Origin of the sequence: Puerhibacterium sp. TATVAM-FAB25 (assembly GCF_046535855.1) — a bacterium.
Taxonomy (GTDB): Bacteria; Actinomycetota; Actinomycetes; order Actinomycetales; family Cellulomonadaceae; genus Puerhibacterium; species Puerhibacterium variabilis_A.
Map to the genome: position 1 here is coordinate 90,711 of NZ_JAXUAK010000012.1, position 22,502 is coordinate 113,212.

General features: G+C 77.1%; 16 protein-coding genes and 1 pseudogene. 6 read left to right on the forward strand and 11 right to left on the reverse strand.

The annotated features are described in order from the left end of the window. Nucleotides 1-237 precede the first annotated feature (237 nt). The 8 genes and pseudogenes from secA to mtrA all read right to left on the reverse strand — a co-directional run. A pseudogene (gene secA / locus U5M74_RS12055) lies at nt 238-2,733 on the reverse strand (preprotein translocase subunit SecA); the annotation flags it as partial. 113 nt (nt 2,734-2,846) lie between these two features. Beyond that, the gene (locus U5M74_RS12060) at nt 2,847-4,451 is read right to left on the reverse strand and encodes a cation:proton antiporter (protein ID WP_410909187.1); all 1,605 of its coding nucleotides are present in this window, start codon (nt 4,449-4,451) and stop codon (nt 2,847-2,849) included. Nucleotides 4,452-4,582: 131 nt separating this feature from the next. Further along, nucleotides 4,583-5,899 (reverse strand): winged helix-turn-helix domain-containing protein, encoded by a 1,317-nt coding sequence (locus U5M74_RS12065; RefSeq protein ID WP_410909203.1) that lies wholly within the window; start codon nt 5,897-5,899, stop codon nt 4,583-4,585. 88 nt (nt 5,900-5,987) lie between these two features. Continuing rightward, on the reverse strand, nt 5,988-6,632 hold the full coding sequence (gene hpf / locus U5M74_RS12070; protein ID WP_410909188.1) for a ribosome hibernation-promoting factor, HPF/YfiA family: 645 nt from the start codon (nt 6,630-6,632) through the stop codon (nt 5,988-5,990). Between the two features lie 253 nt (nt 6,633-6,885). After that, nucleotides 6,886-7,713: a ComF family protein gene (locus U5M74_RS12075; protein ID WP_410909189.1), complete on the reverse strand. Its 828-nt coding sequence runs from the start codon at nt 7,711-7,713 to the stop codon at nt 6,886-6,888. A gap of 99 nt (nt 7,714-7,812) precedes the next feature. Further along, nucleotides 7,813-9,534, reverse strand: a complete 1,722-nt coding sequence (locus U5M74_RS12080; RefSeq protein WP_410909190.1) for an LpqB family beta-propeller domain-containing protein — start codon at nt 9,532-9,534, stop codon at nt 7,813-7,815. After that, entirely contained in the window at nt 9,531-11,261 is a 1,731-nt protein-coding gene (gene mtrB, locus U5M74_RS12085; protein ID WP_410909204.1) for an MtrAB system histidine kinase MtrB, read from the reverse strand. Before mtrB ends, U5M74_RS12080 begins: the two co-directional genes overlap by 4 nt. A gap of 104 nt (nt 11,262-11,365) precedes the next feature. Continuing rightward, on the reverse strand, nt 11,366-12,046 hold the full coding sequence (gene mtrA, locus U5M74_RS12090; RefSeq protein ID WP_069984522.1) for an MtrAB system response regulator MtrA: 681 nt from the start codon (nt 12,044-12,046) through the stop codon (nt 11,366-11,368). Nucleotides 12,047-12,151: 105 nt separating this feature from the next. Here mtrA and U5M74_RS12095 point away from each other — a divergent pair, with 105 nt between their 5' ends. The 5 genes from U5M74_RS12095 (at nt 12,152) to U5M74_RS12115 (ending at nt 18,098) form a co-directional block, all read left to right on the forward strand. Further along, complete coding sequence (locus U5M74_RS12095) at nt 12,152-13,396, forward strand: glycerophosphoryl diester phosphodiesterase membrane domain-containing protein (protein WP_410909191.1); 1,245 nt, start codon at nt 12,152-12,154, stop codon at nt 13,394-13,396. Beyond that, entirely contained in the window at nt 13,393-14,106 is a 714-nt protein-coding gene (locus U5M74_RS12100) for a DUF4129 domain-containing protein (RefSeq protein ID WP_410909192.1), read from the forward strand. Before U5M74_RS12095 ends, U5M74_RS12100 begins: the two co-directional genes overlap by 4 nt. Next, nucleotides 14,103-15,464, forward strand: coding sequence for a DUF4350 domain-containing protein (locus tag U5M74_RS12105; RefSeq protein ID WP_410909193.1), 1,362 nt, complete (start codon nt 14,103-14,105; stop codon nt 15,462-15,464). Before U5M74_RS12100 ends, U5M74_RS12105 begins: the two co-directional genes overlap by 4 nt. A gap of 170 nt (nt 15,465-15,634) precedes the next feature. Beyond that, the gene (locus tag U5M74_RS12110; protein ID WP_410909205.1) at nt 15,635-16,582 is read left to right on the forward strand and encodes an AAA family ATPase; all 948 of its coding nucleotides are present in this window, start codon (nt 15,635-15,637) and stop codon (nt 16,580-16,582) included. A 139-nt stretch (nt 16,583-16,721) separates the two neighbouring features. After that, on the forward strand, nt 16,722-18,098 hold the full coding sequence (locus U5M74_RS12115; RefSeq protein ID WP_410909194.1) for a DUF58 domain-containing protein: 1,377 nt from the start codon (nt 16,722-16,724) through the stop codon (nt 18,096-18,098). A 39-nt stretch (nt 18,099-18,137) separates the two neighbouring features. Here the strand turns inward: U5M74_RS12115 and U5M74_RS12120 are convergent, their stop codons facing one another. Beyond that, the gene (locus U5M74_RS12120; protein ID WP_410909195.1) at nt 18,138-19,127 is read right to left on the reverse strand and encodes a stage II sporulation protein M; all 990 of its coding nucleotides are present in this window, start codon (nt 19,125-19,127) and stop codon (nt 18,138-18,140) included. Between the two features lie 90 nt (nt 19,128-19,217). On the opposite strand from U5M74_RS12120, the gene U5M74_RS12125 reads away from it, so the two are divergent. Further along, complete coding sequence (locus U5M74_RS12125) at nt 19,218-20,036, forward strand: RDD family protein (RefSeq protein WP_410909196.1); 819 nt, start codon at nt 19,218-19,220, stop codon at nt 20,034-20,036. Between the two features lie 43 nt (nt 20,037-20,079). Here U5M74_RS12125 and U5M74_RS12130 read toward each other — a convergent pair whose 3' ends face one another. Beyond that, the gene (locus U5M74_RS12130) at nt 20,080-21,270 is read right to left on the reverse strand and encodes a glycosyltransferase (RefSeq protein ID WP_410909197.1); all 1,191 of its coding nucleotides are present in this window, start codon (nt 21,268-21,270) and stop codon (nt 20,080-20,082) included. A gap of 180 nt (nt 21,271-21,450) precedes the next feature. Then, nucleotides 21,451-22,407: a multidrug transporter gene (locus tag U5M74_RS12135; protein ID WP_410909198.1), complete on the reverse strand. Its 957-nt coding sequence runs from the start codon at nt 22,405-22,407 to the stop codon at nt 21,451-21,453. Between the last annotated feature and the right edge of the window lie 95 nt (nt 22,408-22,502).

Genomic DNA, 22,502 nt, shown 5'->3' on the forward strand with positions numbered 1-22,502 from the left:
CGGCTGCTCGGTCCGGGCGACGGCCTCGGCCGGCGTCTCGGCGGGCGGCTCGACCGGGCCCTCGGCGCGGGTCCCGTCCTGCGGGCTCGCCGGGGCGGCGGGGGCACCGGAGGCGACGGGGGCCGCGGGGGCGGCCGGGGCCGAGGGGGCGGCGACCGCCGGGGCCGACTGCGCCGCGGCGGCAGCGGCGGCGGCCGTGATCGTCACCGGCTGCCCGTCGGTCGCCTGGCCCTGCTGCACCTGCACCTCGAGGTTGAACAGGAACCCGACCGACTCCTCCTTGATGGCCTCGTTCATGGCCTGGAAGAGCTGGTAGCCCTCGCGCTGGTACTCCACCAGCGGGTCGCGCTGCGCCATCGCGCGCAGGCCGATGCCCTCCTTGAGGTAGTCCATCTCGTAGAGGTGCTCGCGCCACTTGCGGTCCAGCACCGACAGCACCACACGGCGCTCGAGCTGACGCATCGCCGCCTCGCCGAGCTGCTCCTCGCGCTGGTCGTAGGCCACCCGGGCGTCCGACAGCAGCTCCTCGAGCAGCATCTCGCGGGTCAGCGAGCCGATGCCGCCGGCCTCTTCGACGACGTCGTCCACCGTGATGGACACGGGGAACACGGCGCGCAGCGCCGTCCACAGGCCCTCGAGGTCCCACTGCTCGGGCGTGCCCTCGGCGGTGGCGCCGTCGACGTACGCGGTGACGACGTCGGTGATGAAGTGCTGCACCTGATCGGCGAGGTCCTCGCCCTCGAGCACACGGCGGCGCTCGGCGTAGACGACCTCGCGCTGGCGGGACAGGACGTCGTCGTACTTCAGGACGTTCTTGCGGATCTCGAAGTTGCGCGACTCGACCTGCGACTGGGCGCTCTGGATGCCGCGCGTGACCATCTTCGACTCGAGCGGCATGTCGTCCGGGAAGCCGGCACGGTTCATCATCGCCTCGGCCAGGCCCGAGTTGAACAGGCGCATCAGGTCGTCCTGCATCGACAGGTAGAACCGGGACTCGCCCGGGTCACCCTGACGGCCGGAGCGGCCGCGCAGCTGGTTGTCGATGCGGCGCGACTCGTGCCGCTCGGTGCCGAGCACGTACAGGCCACCGAGCTCGGTGACCTCCTCGTGCTCGGCGGCCACGGCGGCCTTCGCCTTCTCGAGCACCTCCGGCCAGGCGGCCTCGTACTCGTCCGGGTTCTCCGCGGCGTCGAAGCCCCGCTCCGCCATCTCCTGCACGGCGAGGAACTCGGCGTTGCCGCCGAGCATGATGTCGGTGCCGCGGCCGGCCATGTTGGTGGCCACCGTGACGGCGCCCTTGCGGCCCGCGAGGGCGACGACGGACGCCTCGCGCTCGTGCTCCTTGGCGTTGAGCACCGCGTGCGGCACGCCGGCCTTGCGCAGCATGGCCGACAGGCGCTCGGACTTCTCGACGCTCGTGGTGCCGACCAGGACCGGCTGGCCCTTGGCGTGCCGCTCGACGATGTCGGCGACGACGGCGGTGAGCTTGCCCTCCTCGTTCTTGTACACGAGGTCGGGCTGGTCGATGCGCTGCATCGGCCGGTTGGTCGGGATCGGCACGACGCCGAGCTTGTACGTGCCCTGGAACTCGGCCGCCTCGGTCTCGGCGGTACCGGTCATGCCCGAGAGCTTGTCGTACAGGCGGAAGTAGTTCTGCAGCGTGATCGTGGCGAGCGTCTGGTTCTCCGCCTTGATCTGCACGCCCTCCTTGGCCTCGATGGCCTGGTGCATGCCCTCGTTGTAGCGGCGGCCGGCGAGGATGCGCCCGGTGTGCTCGTCCACGATCATGACCTCGCCGTTCATCACGACGTAGTCCTTGTCGCGCTTGAACAGCTCCTTGGCCTTGATCGCGTTGTTGAGGAAGCCGATGAGCGGCGTGTTGAGCGACTCGTACAGGTTGTCGATGCCGAGGTAGTCCTCGATCTTCTCGATGCCCGGCTCGAGGATGCCGACGGTGCGCTTCTTCTCGTCGACCTCGTAGTCGCTGCCCCCGTCCAGCCGGCGCACCACCTTGGCGAACTCGGTGTACCAGCGGTTGGCGTCGCCGGAGGCCGGGCCGGAGATGATCAGCGGCGTGCGGGCCTCGTCGATGAGGATCGAGTCCACCTCGTCGACGATGGCGAAGTGGTGGCCCCGTTGCACCAGGTCGTCCGTCGACCACGCCATGTTGTCGCGCAGGTAGTCGAAGCCGAACTCGTTGTTCGTGCCGTAGGTGATGTCGGCCGCGTACTGCTTGCGCCGCTCGGCCGGGGTCTGCCCCGACAGGATGACGCCGGTGCTCATGCCCAGGAACCGGTAGACGCGGCCCATCAGCTCGCCCTGGTACTTGGCCAGGTAGTCGTTGGTGGTGATCACGTGCACGCCCTTGCCCTCGAGGGCGTTGAGGTAGGCGGCGAGCGTGGCCACGAGGGTCTTGCCCTCACCGGTCTTCATCTCGGCGATGTTGCCCAGGTGCAGGGCGGCGCCGCCCATGAGCTGCACGTCGAAGTGGCGCTGGCCGAGCGTGCGGCGCGCCGCCTCGCGGACGGCGGCGAAGGCCTCCGGCAGCAGCGCGTCCAGCGTCTCCCCGTGAGCCAGGCGCTCCTTGAAGCGGGCCGTCTCCTCGCGCAGCTCCTCGTCGCTGAGCTCGGTGAAGCTGGGCTCGAGGCTGTTGACCTGCTGGGCCAGCCCCTGCAGCTTCTTGACGATGCGCCCCTCGCCGAAGCGAAGGACCTTCTCGAGGATCGCGGGCACACTGTCTCCTGGGTCGAGGCACCCGGCGGCGGCCGGTCCTGCCGTTCGGTTCGGCCGGCGCACGCCGGCCCTGGGTCACACCCTTGCCATCCTAGGGCGGCCACCCGAGCGTCTCACGCAGGTTCGCCCTCGGACGAACCTGCCGACCGCCGCAGCACCTCGACCGCCCGGTCGGCGAGCTCCGAGCCCGCCGAGCCGTAGAGGTGGAAGACGGCGTCCGCCCCGTGGGCGCGCAGCTCGACGACGTCGTCGTCGTACCGCGCCACGGCGACCACCAGCCCCTCGAAGCCGGCCGCCTGCAGCCGGGCGAGCGCGATGAGGTTCGCCCGGTGGAACGGCATGGCCAGGACGGCGACCTGCACCGAGCCCGCCCGGCGGACGCGCAGCCAGAACTCGAGGTCGGTGGCGTCGGCCCGCACGACGTCGAAGCCGCGCCCGGCGAGCTCCTGCACCCGCGTGCCGTCGTGCTCGACGCCGAGCACGCGCAGGCCGTGGTCACCCAGGCGCGCGTAGGTGGCCGACCCGATGCGGCCGAGCCCCAGCACGAGGGCGTCGGCGTGGCCGACGTCCACGAGGCGGTCGTCCGGGTGCAGCCGCTCGGCGTCGCGGGCGGGCAGGAGCCGCGAGAGCCGGCTGGCGAGCTCGACGCCGCGGCGGTTGACCACCGCCGCGACGACGAAGCTGAACGCGACGGCCAGCGCGACGACGGCGACCCACCGCTGCGGCAGCAGCCGCGCGCCCGCGCCGACGTCGACCACGATGATGCCGAACTCGGAGAAGTTGGCCAGCACGAGCCCGGCGAGGAACGCCGTGCGCCGCCGCAGGCGCAGCAGCCACAGCAGGCCGGCGTACAGCCCGGCCTGCACGGGCAGCAGCACCAGGAGCAGCAGCGCCAGGCCGACGTCGGCGGGCGTCGGGACCCCGTGCAGCCCGATCTGCAGGAAGAACGCGACGAGCATGAGGTCCTTGACGCTCAGCAGCGACCGCGACAGGTCGCCCGCCCGGGGGTGCGGCGCGAGCAGCACCCCCATGAGCAGCGCCCCGACGCCGCCGACGATGCCGACGGCCTCGAACAGCGCGTAGCCGGGCACGAGGGCGACGAGCACGCCGAGCAGCGCCTGCAGCTCCCCGTGGCCGGCCCGGTCCCAGACCCGGTGCACCACCCACGCCCCGGGCACGAGCGCGACGAGCGCGAGCGCCCACGGGCTCGGGGCGCGGCCGCCCGCGGCGCTGAGGAAGACCACGGCCACCACGTCCTGCATCACCAGCACGCCGACGGCGATCCGCCCGTACAGCGAGGTGGCGTCCGAGCGGTCCTCGAGCACCTTGACGACGAACACGGTGGACGAGAACGCGAGGGCGAACCCGACCAGGGCCAGCGCCGCCGCCCCGTCGCCGCCGAGCAGGCCCGAGCCGAGCACCGCGAGCAGCCCGAGGAGCCCCATGCCCACGGCGGTGCTCAGGACCAGGTGGACGGTGGTGGTCAGCCAGATCTCCGGGCGCAGCAGCGAGCGCAGGTCGAGCTTGAGGCCGATGGCGAACAGCAGCAGCGCCACGCCGATCTCCGCCACCGGCTCGAGAAACGCGGGCTCCGCGACCTCCGCGGCGCCGAGCACGAAGCCGGCCGCGAGGTAGCCGACGAGCGGCGGCAGCCGCACGAGCACCGCGAGCAGGCCCCCGGCGAACGCGGCGACGAGGTAGAGCGCTGCGGTGGCCATGGCACCCCCTCGGGCCGGCGCTGCGGCGGGCCGGCGTCGAGGACCGCACGCACCGGCCGGCCCTCGCTGCGATCGTAGGACCGCCGCGGCGCGCTCGACCGGCGCGCGGGCCGGTGCCGCGCCGGGAGCCGTCAGGCCGCGCGCACCGCCGCCGCCAGGTCGGCGGCGAGGTCGCCCGCCGGCTCCACCACCACGTCGCCGAGACCGAGCCAGCCTGCGAGGAGGCGCAGCTCCGCGGCGAGGCCCTGCGCCGTCGCGCCGCGGCGGCCGGGCGCCAGGTGCGGCTCGGCGTGGGCGGCCCGGACCCGCAGCGCTCCCCCGCCCTCGGCGCGCCGGTCGGCCTTGAGGTCGACCCGTGCGGCGATCCGCTCCCCCTCGAGGAACGGCAGCACGTAGTAGCCGTGCACCCGCTTGGCGGCGGGCACGTAGATCTCGATGCGGTAGGTGGTGCCGAAGAGCTGCTCCAGCCGGGTGCGCTCGAACACCAGCGGGTCGAACGGGCTGAGCAGCGCGGCGCCGTCGGCACGGCGCGGCAGGGCAGCGTCCCGGTGCAGGTACCACCCGCCGCCAGCGCCCTCGACCTCCACCGGCGTGAGGGTCCCGTCCTCGACGAGCTGCGGCAGCACCTGCGCCACCAGGGCGTTCGTCCGTCCGCGCCGCAGCCGGAAGTAGTCGCGCATGTCCCGCACGGTCGCGACGCCGTGGGCGCGGGCCCCGGCCTCCAGCAGCGCGCGCACGGCGTCGACGTCGTCCGGGACGGGCGCGTCGAGGACGGCGCGCGGCAGCACCCGCTGCGGCAGGTCGTACAGCCGCTGGAAGGCGAGGTCGCGCCCGGCCGCGACCACCTCGCCGGTGAAGAAGAGGTACTCCAGGCAGCGGCGCGCGGCCGACCAGTTCCAGCCCCACCCCACCTTCTCCGGGCGGGCGGGGCCGCCCTGCTCCTCGAGCAGGGCCTGCACCTGCGCGGCGGTCACCGGCCCGCGCTCGGCGACGATGGTGCGCACGGCCGCGAGCTCGGCGGGGTGCCGCTCGGGCGCGCTGGAGATCGACCCCCACGCGTGGTCGCGGTACGCGCGGCGCCGCCACTCCAGCAGCGGCCAGGTCTCGACGGGCACGAAGGAGGCCTCGTGCGCCCACGCCTCGACGAGGCGGCGCGGTGCGCGGCCGTGCAGCCGGTCGAGGAGCCCGACGTCGTACGGCCCCAGCCGCGAGTACAGCGGCACGAGGTGGGCGCGGGCCAGCACGTTGACGGAGTCGATCTGCAGCAGCCCGAGCCGGCGCACCGCCGCGATGACCTGCCGGAGGCCCGGGCCGTCCGCGCCGAGGGCGGGGCGCGGGCGGTGCAGGCCCTGCGCCGCGAGCGCCGTGCGGCGCGCCTGCGCGGCGCCGAGCCGCTCGGGGCGCCGGCGCACGGCCGAACGGGGAACGGGCGCCGGCGCGATGTCCACGGTCACGGACCCATCGTGCCGCGACCCGCCGACAGGCGCGGCGGCGGCCGCCCGCCCCCGCCACGCGGGGACGGGCGGCCGCCGGGGGTCAGGCGAGAGAGCTCACCGACCGGGTGCACTCGGCGTCGAGCTCGATGACGCCGTACGTCCAGCCCTGGCGGCGGTAGGCCACCGCGGGGCGGGTGGACTCCTTGTCGATGAACAGGAAGAAGTCGTGGCCCACGAGCTCCATCTGGTAGATCGCGTCGTCGAGGGTCATGGGCTCGGCGCTGTGCAGCTTCTGGCGGATCACCACGGGCGAGTCGCCGAGCTGGCGCTCGACCGCGTCGCCGTCCACCTCGAGGGGTGCGGGCGGCTCCTCCTCCGGCTGCGGCTCGGGGACGGTGTCCTCGGGGATCGTCTCGGCCGCCGCGACCACGTACGTGCGCCGGTGGTCCTTGCGGCGGTCACGGTGCCGGCGCAGGCGCTCGAGCAGCTTGTCCAGGGCGATGTCGAGGGCGCCGAAGCGGTCGTCCGCGGCGGCTTCCGCCCGGATGATCGGTCCCTTGGCGCGGACGGTGAGCTCGACGCGCTCCCGGACGTCCGCCAGGCGCGGGTTGCTCTCCCGCGTCACCTCGACATCGACGCGCTGCGCGGCGGGCGCGAGCTGCGTCACCTTGGTCAGCTTGTCCTGCACGTGGTTGCGGAACCGGTCCGCGACCTCCGTGTGCCTGCCGACGACGACGATCTCCATCGTGGGTCTCCACTTCTGCAGGGCTGCCGCGGCACCGCGGGCAGCCGGCGTGCTGGGCTCGTGGCACCCCTCACGGGTGCCGGGTCGCGGCACCACCCCCCTAGGCGCCAGGCATGCGCACCCGGACCTCTCGACGACCCCACGGGTGGTCCTCACCCGCGGGGGATTTCTCAGGCTAACCCTCCGCAGCCTGCCACGACAGCCGGGGCGACGCGCGCGCCGGGCGGCCACCCTCCGGCCGTCCCCGCGCAGGTCACGCCGCTCCACGAGCCGCTCCACGAGCCGAGCCGCGAGCCGAGCCGCGAGCCGAGCCGCGAGCCGAGCCGCGAGCCCCGTCGCGCGCCGTCCCCGGCCGCGGGCGCCGCTCGCCCGGCGCGGGCGTCGCGGCGAGCACGAGCGCGCCCAGGACGTCGGCGCCGGCCGCCTCCAGGGCGCGCTCGGCGGCGGCGAGCGTGGCGCCCGTCGTGACGACGTCGTCGAGCAGCAGGCACACCGGCGGGCCGGGCCCGGCCGGCGCGCGCAGCGCCCGGCGCCAGGCGTGCGGGTGCACCCGCACCACCGCGTTGCGGCCGCGAGCCCGTGCGCCGAGGCCCACCTGGTCGCGGGCGCGGCGGTCCCGGCGCAGCACGGGCGCGGGCACGCCGCCGACCGCCGCGGCCACCGCGGCCGCGAGCGGGCCCAGGTGGTCGCGCGCCCGCTCGCGCCGGGCCGCGGCCGACGACGGCGCCGGCACCACGAGCAGGCGCCGCACGCCGGCCGCGCCGGCGAGCGCCGGGGCGAGCGCGGCAGCAGCGGCCCGCGCGACCGGCACGAGCAGCCCGTCGAGGTCGGCGCGCCCGCGGTCCTTCCAGGCGACGACGACGCCGCGCACCGGCCCCTCGTACCGGGCCACCGCCCAGACGGGCAGCGGCGGCACGCCGTCGAGCCGGTCGAGCCGGGGCACGTGCGCCTCCACGCGGCGGGGCCCGTCGGGGCCGGCGAGCAGCGCCGCGCAGCCGGCGCACCACCGCTCGTCGGGCGCGTCGCAGCCGGGACAGGCGACGGGGAGCACCAGGCGGGCGAGCTCGACGAGGGGGCGCACGCCACCAGCGTCGCCGCCCGCCGGGCGGCGCGGGCCCGGCCCGCCCACCCTGGGGACGGCGCCCGCGCCCCGGCCGTCGGGGACGGCCTCGCGGCGGCGTCAGCCCGGGAACGCGACCAGGGCGACGTCCGACGCGACCGCGGGCCACAGCGCCGAGGACTGGCGCAGGTGCAGCACCGACTCGGCGTCGAGCGCCAGCATGCTGGTGCTGCCGACGGCGGCCGTCACCCACGTCGGCGCGGTGACGCCCGGCACGGACCGCGAGAGCCCACCACCGGTGCCCGCCAGGCCGCCGACGCCGGCGAGGAACACCGTCCGCTCGCCGCCGGGGTCCTGGCCGAGCAGCGCGAGCGTCGCCTCGTCCTGCCACTGCGCGAGCGTCACGCCCTGTACCGACGCCCCGACCGGCACCGGGTCCGACAGCCCGGTCGGCACGCCCGCGGCGTCGCGCAGGATGCCGGCCACCCGCACGGCCGTGCCGTCCGGGCCGGTCGTCACGAGCGCCACGCGCGACCCCTCGGGCGAGACCCGCACGGACGTCACGGTGACGTCCTCCAGCCACGCGGCGGTCACGGGGTACGCCTGGCCGCTCGCCACGACCACCTGCAGCGACCCGCCGCGCACGCCGCTCCACACGGCGCCGTACCGGTCGACCGACGGGGCGAGCAGGTCGGTGCCCTGCAGGAGGGTGTCCTGGGTGCCGTCCGGGTCGAGGCGCACCACGCGGTCGGCCCCGTCGCGCACCACCACCGGCTCGTGGGCCGGCCCGGTGGCCAGCGCCGTCGGGTCCAGGCCGGCGAGGGACAGGCCCTCCTGCGCGGGGACCAGCTCGCGGCCCTCGACGCGGCGCAGCTGCCCGTCCACGAGGGCGAGCGCGTCGCCCTCGGTGCGCGGCAGCGTCAGCCCGGCGGCCTCGGGGACGGCGAGGGGGCCGGACCGGTCCGCGATCGTCACCGTGCGGCCCTCGCCCTGTCCGGTGACGAGGGTCGCCTCGAGCTGCGCGGAGAACAGGGCGAGGTCGTCGGACGAGGCGTCGTCGACCTGCTCGGTGAGGTTCACCGCGACGGTGCCGTCGTCGGCCACGGTGACCGCCTCGATCGCCAGCGCGGTGCCCTCCGGCACGACCGACACCACCGAGCCGGCCAGCCACTCCGGCGGGCCCGCGAGGATCTCCTGGACGGCGTTCGTGCGCCACGTCGTGCGGGGGAACCACCGCACGTCCGGCACGAGCTGGCGCAGGTCCGGCGTCGGGTAGTACAGCCGCGTGAGGTGGTAGGCCTGGGAGAAGACGGCGGTGGAGAACAGCAGGCCGTCGTCGAGGCCGGTGATGCGCCACTGCCCGCCGGACCGGCCGAGCTCGAAGGTGAGCTCGCTCGGGCTGGGCCGCGGCTCCTCGGTGTACACGCCGCGCTCGTCCACGGACGCCACCACCGTCACCCGCGCCCGGACGGTCGCGGTGGCCGCGTCCGTCTCGAGGTCGTCCATGGACAGCGTCGGGTAGCCGTCGAGCACCAGCACGCGCGAGTACGGCTCCCACGCCTGCGACGCGCCCGAGGTGAGGAACTCGCGGGCCACGTTGAACGGCTGCGCCGTGGTGGGTCCGGCCTGCGTGGCCGAGAGGAATCCGCGGACGATCTCGTCCGGGGTGTCGTCGACGTTCGGGCCGGCGGCGATGAACCCGATCTCGCCCGTGCGCGGCACGTCGGCGCCGCCGTCCTGCACCTCGCCGGAGGTGGGGATCGACGCGCAGCCCGCGAGCGCCGCCACGACGACGGCGCCCAGGGCGGCCAGGACGGCGCGGGGCCGGCGCCGGGCGGTCATCGCCGCACCCCCGCGTCGTGGTCCTCGGCGACGCCTGCGCCGGCGCCCTGCTCGGGCCCCGCCTCGGCGGGGCGCACCGCGTCGTCGGCAGGGCGCGCCGCGTCGTCGTGGTGCTCCACGGCCGGCAGGTCGCCCAGGTCGGGGATCGCCACCGGCGTGGGCCCCGTGGGCGGGTTGACCACCGGGATCTGGCCCGTGGGCACCGAGGAGATGCCGCGCGACTCGGGCACCAGCGGCAGCGGCGAGCCGACGAGCTGGATGCCCGCGCGTCGCGGGAGCGTGAGGCGGAAGCTCGCGCCGCGGCCGGCCCGCCCCCACGCCTCGAGCCAGCCGGCGTGCAGGCGCGCGTCCTCGCGGGAGATGGCCAGGCCCAGGCCCGTGCCGCCCGTCGTGCGCGCGCGGGCGGGGTCGGCCCGCCAGAACCGGTCGAACACGTGCTGCACCTCCTGCGGCGTCATGCCCACGCCGTGGTCGCGCACCACCACGGCGACCGCGTGCCGGTCGGCGCCGACGGTGATCTCCACGGGGCGGCCCTCGGCGTGCTCCAGCGCGTTCACCACGAGGTTGCGCAGCACCCGCTCGACGCGCCGCGGGTCGACGTCGGCGGTGGCCGGCTCGTCGGTCAGGTGCACGGACAGGAACACGCCCTTGCGCTCGGCGAGCGGCGTCGTGCCCTCGACCACCGCGGTGACGATCGCGCCCACGTCGCGGTGCTCGACGTCGAGCACCGCCGCGCCGGCGTCGAACCGCGAGATCTCCAGCAGGTCGGCCAGCAGCTCCTCGAACCGGTCGAGCTGGGTGGTCAGCAGCTCCGCGGAGCGCCGCGCGGCCGGGTCGAGCTCCTCGCGCGAGCCGTGGATGACCTCGGCCGCCATGCGGATGGTCGTCAGCGGCGTGCGCAGCTCGTGCGAGACGTCGGAGACGAAGCGGCGCTGCGCGGCCGAGAGCTCCTCCATGCGCCGGATCTGGTCCTGCAGGCTCGCGGCCATCTCGTTGAACGACCGGGCGAGGGTGGCCATCTCGTCGTGGCCGCGGCCCGGCATGCGCTCCTCGAGGTGCCCGTCGGCCAGCCGCGCGGCGACGTCGGCCGCCCGGCGCACCGGCGTCACGGCCTGGCGCGTGACCATCCAGGTGATCACGCCCAGCAGGGCCAGCACCGCCACGCCGCCGGCCAGGAGGGTGCGCTGGACGAACCGCAGCGTCTCCTGCTCGGCCTGCAGCGAGTACAGCTGGTACAGCCCGTAGGTGCCGACGGTCGGCACCTCGACCGTGGAGCCGACGAGCACGCCCGGCTCCACCTGCCCGCTCTCGGCGTACGCGGCGGGGATCGCCACCGACTGCAGCATCTGGTGGTCGGCGTCGAGGGTCGCCCCGCGCAGCTCGGTGCTGACGATGCCGACGAGCGGCTGCGGCGAGCAGATGTCGGTGACGCCCGACGTCGGGCCCTCGCCGCCGGACAGCAGGCAGGTGCCCTGGGCGCTCGAGGCGCCCGAGGACAGCTGGCCCACCATCTGGATGAGCAGCGACTGCACGTCGGAGGGCGACGACGCCGGGGACGACGCGAACGCGTCGCTCACCTGGGCGGTGGTGCGGGCCGACTCGCGGTCCACCTGGTCGACGCGCTGCTCGAAGAGCCCGTCGCGCACCGACGTCGACAGCGAGGTGCCGAGCAGGGCCAGCGCCACGACGCCGATCGCGAGCGTGGAGGTGATGACGCGCACCTGCATCGAGGAGCGCCAGCGGTGCACGAGGGCGCGACCGCGCCGCACCGCGACGGTGCGTGCCCGGACGGCGGCGCGCAGCACGCGCCGCCCCCGGGCCGCGTGGGTGGTCACTGGGGCGCGCCCGCCTTGTAGCCGACGCCGCGGACGGTCAGCACGATCTCGGGGCTCTCCGGGTCGCGCTCCACCTTGGAGCGCAGGCGCTGCACGTGCACGTTCACCAGGCGGGTGTCGGCGGAGTGCCGGTAGCCCCACACCTTCTCGAGCAGCACCTCGCGGGTGAACACCTGCCACGGCTTGCGCGCCAGGGCCACCAGCAGGTCGAACTCGAGCGGGGTCAGGGCGATCTTGCGGCCCTCGCGCACCACCGAGTGGCCGGTCACGTCGATCTCCAGGTCGCCCACCCGCAGCATCTCGGGACCGGGGTCCTCGGTGCGGCGCAGGCGGGCGCGGATGCGCGCCACGAGCTCCTTGGGCTTGAACGGCTTGGAGACGTAGTCGTCGGCGCCGGACTCCAGGCCGAGCACGACGTCCACCGTGTCGGACTTGGCCGTGAGCATGATGATGGGCACGCCCGACTCGGCCCGGATCTCGCGGCACACCTGCGTGCCGTCCTTGCCCGGGAGCATCAGGTCCAGCAGCACCAGGTCCGGCTGCGCCGAGCGGAACGCGGCGAGGGCGCCGTCGCCGTCCGCGCAGAAGAAGGGCTCGAAACCCTCGGTCCGCAGCACGATGCCGATCATCTCGGCCAGGGCCGTGTCGTCGTCGACGACAAGCACGCGCGACTTCATGCGGACAGTCTGCCAGGCTGTGCATATGTCGGGGTCAGGCGGGGTCCGGCGCGTCCTCGCGCGCTATCGTGACCGGACACGACGTCCCAGTCCTCCGGGGAGACCATGAGCACGCCCGAGCCGCCCGGCGCGGACCCGAACGAGCCGGTCCCCGGCACCTCGCAGCAGCCCGCGGACCGCCCCGCCGACGAGCCCCCCGCACCGCCGGCCACGCCGTCGGCACCCCCGCCCGCACCGCCTGCCACGCCGTCTGCCACGCCGTCGGCCGCGCCGTCCGGCTGGGGCGACGTGCCCCGCTACGGCCAGCCGCGGTACGGGCAGTACGGCCCGCAGCCGACGCCGGCGCCCGCGCCGGCGGGCACGCCGCCCGGCGGTGCGTGGGGCGCCCGGGCCGCCCGGCCGGGCATCGTGCCGCTGCGCCCGCTGACGCTCGGGGAGATCTACGACGGCGCGTTCGGCGCGATCCGCCACAACCCCGCCGTGATGCTCGGCGCCGCCACCCTCGTCATCCTGGTCGCCACGGTGGTCGGCGTGGGCGTCGGCCAGCTCCTCGTGCCCGCGCTCACCGCGCAGATCAGCGGGTTCTTCGCCACCGTGCCGCCCGAGGTGGCCAGCGGGCTCGGCATCTCCCCCGCCCTGTACGCCCAGCTGCTCGCGCCCGCGCTCGGCACGACCCTCACCTCGCTGCTCGCCGCGCCCGTGGTCAACGGCATCCTCACGGTCTCGGTGAGCCGGTCCGTCGTCGGCGACAAGGTCACGGTCGCGCAGGTGTGGCGGCGGGTCCGCTCCCGGATCGGGCTGCTCGTCGGCTGGTCGCTGCTGCAGGCCCTGGGCGTGGTGGTCCTCTCGGTGCTCGCCGTCGTGCTCGTCGGGCTCGTGGTGGCCGCGACGGCCGGCGTGTCGGAGGGGCTCTCGGCGCTGCTGGCGCTGCTCGTCCTGGCCGCCTACCTCGTCGCGCTCGTGTGGCTCGGGGTGCGCCTCGGCCTCGTCGCCCCCGCCGTGGCCCTCGAGGGCCGCGGGCTGGTCGCCACCGTCAGGCGCGCCTGGCTGCTCACCCGCGGCCAGCTATGGCGGCTGTTCGGCGTCTACCTGCTCGCCGTCGTCATCGTCACCGTCATCGCGAACATCGTCACCACGCCGCTGGCCTACCTCGCCACGTGGATGGAGACGGAGCTCGGCGCCCCGGGCGTCGGCGCCGTCGTGGTCACGACGGTCGCGACCGTCGTCGCCACCGCGATCCAGACGATCTTCGTGGCCGGCGTCGTCGCGCTGCTCTACGTCGACGTGCGGATGCGGCGCGAGGGCCTCGACGTGGCGCTCGCCGCGGCCGCCGCGGAGCGGCCGGCATGACCCTGCCCGCGGCCGCACCGGCGCCGGCGTGGGCCGGCGTGCCGGCGGACGTCCCCGTGGACCCGGACCGTGCCACCGCCCGGCGCTGGCTCGTCGAGGAGCTCGCCCGACCCGAGTACTCCCAGCAGCCGTCGCTGCTGCAGCGGCTGTGGGAGTGGTTCCTCGGCCTGTTCGACGGGCTGCCCGCCCTCGACGCGCCGCCCCTGCCCATGCTGATCGGCCTGCTCGTCGTGCTCGCCCTGCTGGTCGGCGTGGCGCTGTGGGTGGCCGGCCCGGTGCGGCTGGCGCGCCGGCGCGCCCGGTCGGCCGCCGTCGTCGCGCACGACGACGACCGCACGGCCGCGCAGATGCGCGCGGCCGCCGACGCCGCCGCCGAGCGCGGCGACTGGGGGTTCGCGGTGGCCGAGCGGTTCCGCGCCGTGGTGCGCGGCCTGGAGGAGCGCGTCGTCATCGACCCGCGCCCGGGCCGGACCGCGCAGGAGGCGGCGTCCGCCGCCGCCGCGCGGCTGTCCGACCTCGCCGCGGCGCTGCGGCACGGCGCGTCGCTGTTCGACGACGTCGTCTACGGCGAGCTGCCCGCCGGCCCGCAGGACGACGCCACCCTGCGCGAGCTCGACGCGCGCGCCCGCGCGGCCCGGGCCGCGGTGCCGGCCGGCGTCGCGGGCGCCGCCGGGGAGCCCGCCGCACCCCCGGCCGAGGACCGCCCATGACCGCGCTCGGGACCCCGCCGCCGGCCGGGGCGCCGGTCACCGGGACCGGCGGCCCGGCGCCGTCCGCCGTGCCGGTGGTCGGTGACGGCACGACCGCGGCCGGCCGCGCCCGGCGGCGCTGGCGCGCCGTGCGGTGGTGGGCCGTCGTGCTCGCCGCCACGGCGCTCGTGGTCGCCGCGCTCGCCGTGACGCGCCCCGCGACCTCGACCACCCCGTACGCGCCCGACAGCGCCCAGCCCGACGGCGCCCGGGCGGTCGCCCAGGTGCTGGCACGTCAGGGGGTCGACGTGGAGCACGTGACCACCGTCGACGACGCCGTGCAGGCCGCCACGGAGGGCACGACGCTGCTCGTCACGCCGTCCCCGCTGCTGGCCTTCGAGCAGGCCGACGCGCTGGCCGCCGTCCCCGCCGACCTCGTGCTGCTGGGCGCCGACGACGTGCTGCTCGACGCCGCCACCGACGGCGCCGTCCGACGCGGCGCCGTGCTGGACACCTCCCCCGACGTCCTCCCGCCGGGCTGCCCGCTGCCGGCCGCGCGCGCCGCGGGCGAGGCGCGGCTGACGGCCGGCCTCACCCTCGTCCCGGCCAAGGGCGAGCGGCCGGTGACGTGCTACCCCGAGAGCGGTGGCGCCGCGCTGGTGGCCGTCGCGGACGGCGGGCGGACGGTGACCGCCGTCGACGACCCGGCGCTGGTGCGCAACGACACCGTGCTCGAGGCCGGCAACGCCGCCCTCGCCCTGCACCTGCTCGGCGCCCACGAGCGGCTCGTGTGGCTCGTGCCCGACCCGTTCGACCTCAGCACCGGCGACGGCACGGGCGGCGCCCCGGCCGGGCCGTCGATGCCGCGCTGGGCCGGGGCCGTGGGCCTGTGGGCCGGGCTCGTCGTGCTCGTCCTCGCGCTCTGGCGCGGCCGGCGGCTCGGTCCGCTGGTCGCGGAGGAGCTGCCCGTCGTGGTCCCGGCGGCGGAGGCCGCCCGCGGCCGCGGCCGCCTCTACCGCCGCACCCGCGCGCGCGGCCACGCGGCCGCGGGCCTGCGCGCGGCCACCGCCACCCGCGTCGCGGCGCGCCTGGGACTGCCCCGGTCGGCCGAGCCCGCCGGCGTCGTCGACGCCGTCGTGCGCGCGAGCGGCCGGGACCCGCGGGAGGTCGCCGCGCTGCTGTACGGGCCCCCGCCCCCCGACGACGAGGCGCTCGCCGAGCTCGCGCGCCGCCTGGACGGGCTCGAGCGCGACACCACCGGGCGCGGCACCGCCGCGGGCCGCACCCCGGCGCGCGACACCACGCGCGACTCCACGTACGACACCACGCACGACTCCCCCGCACGCGACACCTCAGGAAGCGAGGACCCCCGATCGTGACGGACCCCGAGCAGAACCAGCACCCGGCCGGCGCCACCGCGCCCGCGGCCACCCGGCCGCAGCCGCTGCAGCAGCCGCCGGCCGGGCCGGTGGACGGCGCGCCGCCCGCCGCGCCCGCCCCGGCCTTCGCGGCCCCGCAGCCGACGGCGCACACGCCGGAGCGCCCGACCCTGGCCCTGCGCACCGCGCTGGCGGGGGTCCGCACGGAGGTCGGCAAGGCCGTCGTGGGCCAGGACTCGGCCGTCACGAGCATGCTCATCGCGCTGCTGTGCTCGGGCCACGTGCTGCTCGAGGGCGTGCCCGGCGTGGCCAAGACGCTGCTGGTGCGGTCGCTGGCCGCGGCGCTGGACCTGGACACCAAGCGCGTGCAGTTCACCCCGGACCTCATGCCCGGCGACGTCACCGGCTCGCTCGTCTACGACGCCCGCACGGCGCAGTTCTCGTTCCGCGAGGGTCCGGTGTTCACCAACCTGATGCTCGCCGACGAGATCAACCGCACGCCGCCCAAGACGCAGGCGTCGCTGCTCGAGGCCATGGAGGAGCGGCAGGTGTCGGTGGACGGCGAGCCGCGCCGCCTGCCCGACCCGTTCCTCGTCATCGCCACCCAGAACCCCGTGGAGTACGAGGGCACCTACCCGCTGCCCGAGGCGCAGCTCGACCGGTTCCTGCTCAAGGTGCTGCTGCCGGTCCCGGAGCGCGAGCAGGAGATCGAGGTGCTCGCCCGGCACGCCGCGGGCTTCGACCCGCGCGACCTGGCCGGCGCCGGCGTGCGCGCCGTCGCGGGCCGCGACGAGCTCGCCGCCGCGCGCGCCGAGGTCCGCCGCGTCCAGGTGGCCCCCGAGGTGCTCGCCTACGCCGTCGACGTGTGCCGCGCGACCCGGCAGTCGCCGTCGCTGTCCCTCGGCGTGTCCCCGCGCGGGGCCACGGCCCTGCTGGCCACGGCCCGCGCCTGGGCGTGGCTGAGCGGCCGCATGTACGTGACGCCGGACGACGTCAAGGCGCTGGCCCACCCGACCCTGCGCCACCGCGTGCAGCTGCGGCCCGAGGCCGAGCTCGAGGGCGTGACCGCCGAGAGCGTGCTGTCCACCGTGCTCGCCACGGTGCCGGTCCCCCGGTGAGCGGCCACAGCGCCGCGGGCGCGACGGGGCGGCGTCTGCGCGAGAGCCGAGGGAGCGCAGCGACCGAATCATTCGAGCGGAGGCGCCGCCCCGTCGCGCCCGCGCCCGTCGCGCCCGCGCCCGCCGCGCTGGGGGCGCCGTGGCGGTGACGTGGCGGGCCGTGGCGCTTGCCGCGGCCGGGCTCCTGCCCGTGCTGCTGCTCCCGGTGCCGGGCACGGTCGTGGTGTGGGCGCTCGTCGTCGTGGCGGCGTGCGTCGTCGACGCGCTGCTGGCCGCGTCGCCGCGCCGGCTCGCGCTCACGCGGCGCGTGCCGACGTCGGTGCGGCTGGGCGAGCCCGCGCGCAGCGAGCTGACCGTCGTCAACATCGCCGGGCGGCGCCTGCGGGCCGTCGTGCGCGACGCGTGGCCGCCCTCGGTGGCCGACGACGGCGGCGCCGTGGTCGACGCCCTGGCCGGGTCACGCGTGGCGGCGGCGTCCGCGCGCGTCGTGCCCTCGGCGCGGCACCGCGTCGACCTGCCCGCGGGCGACGGCGCGCGGCTCACCACGCCGCTGCGGCCCACGCGGCGCGGCGACCGCGCGGCGGGCCCCGTGACGATCCGCTCGCTGGGCCCGTTGCGGCTCGCCGGGCGGCAGGCCACCATCCCCGTGCCGGCGCGGCTGCGCGTGCTGCCGGAGTTCGCCTCGCGCCGCCACCTGCCCAGCCGCCTGGCGCGGCTGCGCGAGATGGACGGCCGCTCGGCCGTGCAGGTGCGCGGCGAGGGCACCGAGTTCGACTCGCTGCGCGAGTACGTGGTGGGCGACGACGTGCGCTCGATCGACTGGCGCGCCACCGCGCGCCGCGGGGACGTCGTCGTGCGCACGTGGCGTCCGGAGCGTGACCGGCGCGTGCTGGTGGTGCTCGACACCGGCCGCACCGCCGCCACGCGCATCGGTGCGGGCGCCGACGGCACGGGCTCGCCGCGGCTGGAGGCCTCGATCGAGGCGGCGCTGCTGCTGTCGGCGCTGGCCGACCGCGCGGGCGACCGGGTGCAGGTGATGGCGTTCGACCGGCAGCTGCGTGCCCGGGTGGCCGGCGCCTCCGGGCCGCGGCTGCTGCCGAGCCTCGCCGACGCCCTCGCCGGCGTCGAGCCGCGGCTGCTGGAGACCGACTGGCCGGGCCTGGTGACCCAGGTCCGCTCGCACGTGGCCCAGCGGGCGCTCGTCGTGCTGCTGACCACGCTCGACCCGGCCGCCGTGGAGACCGGCCTGCTCACCGTGGTGGACCAGCTCACCACGACGCACCAGGTGCTCGTGGCCGCGGTCACCGACGCCGAGGTGGCCGCGCTGCGCGCCGGGCGCGCCACGGCGGGCGAGGTGTACGACGCCGCCGCCGCGGCCCGCGCCGAGCTGGAGCGGGACGCCGTGGCGGGGGTGCTGCGCCGGCACGGCGCCGAGGTGCTCGAGGCGCTGCCCGACGAGCTGGCGCCCGCGGTGGCGGACGCCTACCTGGCGCTCAAGGCGGCCGGCCGGCTCTGAGGCGCCCGGCGTCGCCTCCGCCGCCGCGCCCGGACCGGGTCAGCCGGCGGTCGGCACGACGGCGCCGGCCCGGTCGACGTCGAGGTCGCCGGTCTCCCCCGCCGCCACGGCGCGCCGGCCCAGCACGAGCACGTACGTCCAGAACGCCGCCAGCGCGACGGTGCCGATGGCGATCTTGAGCCACCACGGCAGGCCGGAGCCGGTCACGAAGCCCTCGACGACGCCGGACAGCGCGAGCGCGCCGACGAGCCCCACCGCGCAGGTGACCAGCGCCCGGCCCTCCTGGGCGAGGGCGGCGCCGCGGCGGCGCGGGCCGGGGTCGACGAGCGTCCAGAAGGTCTTGAGGCCGGCGGCCCCGGCGACGAAGACGCTGGTGAGCTCCAGCTGGCCGTGCGGGGCGATGAGCGTCAGGAACAGGTCGAGCTCGCCGTGGGCGGCCATCATGCCGCCCGTGGCCCCCACCGAGAAGGCGTTCTGCCACAGCACGTAGAGCGGCAGCACGCCGGTGACGCCGAACGCCACCAGGAGCGCGGAGATCCACGCGTTGTTCGTCCACACCATCGCGGCGAACGAGACGTCGGGGTCGTAGTACGAGGCGAACGCCTCCTCGACGTACTGCTCCTGCTCCGCGGGCGTGCCCATGGCCGCCAGCGCGTCGGCGTCCGTGGCCACGTGCCAGCCGGCGACCACGCTGACCAGCAGGAACGCGACCGTCACGCCGAGGGTCCACCAGCGCACGCGGTACAGCGCCGCGGGCACGGACACCGTCGCGTACCGCACGACGTCCGACCACGCCGGGTCGTGCGCGCCGGAGATCCGGGTGCGGGCGCGGGTCAGCAGGTCGGACAGCCGCGTCACCAGCACAGGGTCGGGCGCGGCCGAGCGCACCGTCGACAGGTGGGTGGCGACCTCCTGGTAGAGGCGCACCAGCTCGTCCGCCTCGGCCCCGTCCAGCCGGCGCCGCCTCACCAGCACCGCGAGGCGGTCCCAGGCGGCGCTGTGCACGGCGGAGAAGGCGTCGAGGTCCACGCCCGATACCCTGCCACACGACGACCCCGCCGGTCCGGGCCGCCCCGCGCCCTGGGGACCCGGCCCGACCCCACCCACCCGGAGGCCCCCGTGCACGACGGCATCCTCATCGGCGAAGGCGTGGTGCTCGACGCCCGGCCGGCGTCCTTCGCCACCCGCGCGCTCGGCGCCCTGCTCGACGCGGCGGTCACCGTCGCGGTGGCGTTCGTCGTGCTGCTGCTGCTGGGGCTGGGCCTCGACTCCCTCGACGAGCGGTGGCTGCGCACGAGCATGGTCGTCCTCGTCGTGCTGTTCCTCGTCGCCGCGCCCGCCGCGGTGGAGACGCTGACCCGCGGCCGGTCCCTGGGCCGGCTCGCGACCGGCACCCGGGTGGTGCGCGACGACGGCGGCCCGGTGCGCCTGCGGCACGCCCTGATCCGCGCCCTGCTGGGCGTGCTCGAGCTGTGGGCCACGGCCGGTGGCGTCGCCATCGCCGCCTCGCTGTCCAACGCCAAGGGCAAGCGCCTCGGCGACATGGTCGCCGGCACCTACGCGATCCGCGTGCGCGGCGGCAAGGGCTGGTCCGTGCCGCTGCGGATGCCGCCGGAGCTCGCGGCGTGGGCCACGACGGCGGACATGCGGCGCCTGCCCGACGGGCTGGCCCTGGCGGCCCGGCAGCTGATCGACCGGGCGCCGCGGCTCGCGCCGTCGTCGCGGGCGGCCCTCGCCGACGAGATCGCCGCCCGCGTGGAGCCCTACGTGGCGCCCGCGCCGCCGGCAGGCACCCCGGCCGAGGCGTTCCTGCACGCCGTGCTGCACGAGCGCCGCGACCGCGAGCTGGCCCGCGGGCTGCGCGAGCGCGAGCGCGCCGCCGACCAGGCCGCGTCCCTGCACCGCCTGCCGTTCGGCGTGCCGGACCCGCGCACCTGACGGCCGGCCCGACGGCGGGCCCGGGCACCGCCCGGCGGACGGCTCACACGGCCGCGGGGACGGCTGCGGGGACGGCCGCGGGGACGCGCGCCGTCACGCGGGCGTAGATCCCCTCGAACTCCTCCAGCGTCCGTGCGAACGCGTGCTGCTGCGCCAGCCGCACGCTCGCCGCGCCGGCGCGCTCCCGCAGCGCCGGGTCGTCGAGCAGCGCCAGCAGGTGGCCCGCGAGCGCCGCCACGTCGCCCGGCGGGTAGAGCGCCCCGTTCTGGCCCGGGCGCACCAGGTGCGGCAGCGCCATCGCGTCGGCCGCCACCACCGGCAGCCCGGCGGACATCGCCTCGAGCGTGGCCAGGCTCTGCAGCTCGGCGACGCTCGGCATGCAGAACACGTCCGCCGACGCGTAGGCCTCGAGCAGCTCGGCGTCCGTGACGTGCCCGCGGAACCGCACGTCGGCGGCGATCCCGAGCTCCGCCGCCAGGGCGGCCCACCGCTCGCGGCGGCAGCCGTCGCCCACGATCTCCAGCCGTGCCGGCACCTCGCGGGGCAGCAGCGCGAAGGCCCGCACCAGCTCGTCGACGCGCTTCTCCTCGTCCAGGCGGCCGACGAACAGCACGGTCGGCACGTCGGCCGCCGGGCGCCGGCGCGCGGCGAACCGCGCCGCGTCGATGCCGTTGGACACGGCCAGCACCCCGGTCAGGCCGGTGCGCTCCATGAGCAGCTCGGCGGCGCGCGGCGTGGGGGCGGTGACGACGTCGGCCCGGGCGAAGACGCGGCCCTGGTCGCGCCACATCGCGGCGGCGAAGGCCTGGTGCCACGGCCGGGGCACCGGAAGGTACGCGACGAGGTTCTCGGGCACGAGGTGGTTGGTCATCACCACGGGCACGCCCGTGGCCCGGGCCGCCGCGACGACCGCGCGGCCCACGAGGACGTGGCCGTGGGAGTGCACGACGTCGGGGCGCAGCCCGGTCACCAGGCGGCGCACGTGGGCGGACACCTCCCACGGGAGGCTCACGCGGTGCGAGGCGTGGCCGACGTAGCGGCGCGAGCGCACGCCGTGCACCGTGACGCCGTCGCGGACCTCGCGCGTGGCCCGGCCGGTGGGCGACGGCGCGACGACGTGCACCTCGTGGCCGCGGCCGGCCAGCCCGGCCGCCAGGCGCGCGGCGGCCTGCGCGGCGCCGTTGACGTCGGGCGGGTAGGTCTCGGCGCCGACGACGATCCTCAAGGGCTCCATGGGTCCTTCTCTTCCAGGGTCGTGCCCTCCCGGTGGGGAGGGTCGTGCTGGGGTCGCACTCGGGTGAGGCACAGGGGTGAGGCACAGGGGGTGAGACGCAGGGGGTGGCGCGAGGGTGACGCACCGCGGGCGGCACCCGTGGGCCGACGCGCCGGGGGCGCGGGCCTTTCGCCCGCGGCGTCACGCCGCCCGCGGCACGGGCGCCGGGGCCGCCACCACGGCGACCGGGGCGCCGTGCGCCGCGGCGCGCGCGGCGACGGCGTCGGGGTGGTGGCGGGCGAGCGTGACGACGCCGAGGGCCGCCGCGGCGGCCGCGAGGCCGAGCACCGCCCAGAGCGCGGGCGGCGTCGCCGCCCCCTCGCCCAGCAGCACGGCGCCGAGCAGCACCGCCACCACCGGGTCGACCACCGTCAGGCACGCCACCACGAGCTCGGGCGCCCCGGCGGTGTAGGCGTGCTGCACGAGCCATCCGCCGGCCAGCAGGGCGAGGACGACGCCGGCTCCCGCGGCGAGCACGGGCGGCGCCGTCGGCGGGACGTCACCGGACGCCACGGCCTGCGACACGGCCCGCACGAGGGCGGAGACGAGGCCGAACGCCGCGGCCGCGCCGGTGGCCAGGCACAGGCACGCCGCCCACCCGGAGCGTCGGACGCCGAGCACGGCCAGCGCCGCGACGACGGCCCCGACCGCGAGCCCGGCCACGAGCGTCGAGGCACCCGGCGGGGGCGAGCTGGTGGTCGAGCCGGCCGAGGCCGCCACGAACCCGACGACGCCGAGCACGCTGAGCAGCACGCCGACGACCACGCCGGCGCTCGGGCGGCGCCGGGTGCGCAGCGACGCCAGCAGCACCGCCACCGGCACGGCGAGGACGCCGACCGGCTGCACCACGCGCAGCGGCGCGAGCAGCAGCGCCACGGCGTGCACGACGGTGCCGGCGCCGGCCAGCCCGAGCCCGAGCAGCCAGCGCGGGTGGCGCACCGCCCGCGCGACCCGACGCAGGACCGGGCGGCCCGCACCGCCGGCGCGCGCGCCGGCCGCGCCGGTGGCCCCGCCGGCGCGCGCGACGGCGACCGGCCCCGCCCCGGCGGGGTGGGGGCGCACCCAGCTCGGAAGAGCACCCGTCGGAACACCCGTCACGCCTGCTACGAGCGCGGGTGGCGGGTGGGGGGGGGGCAGGGGGGGGGGGGGGGGGGGGGGGGGGGGGGGGGGGGGGGGGGGGGGGGGGGGGGGGG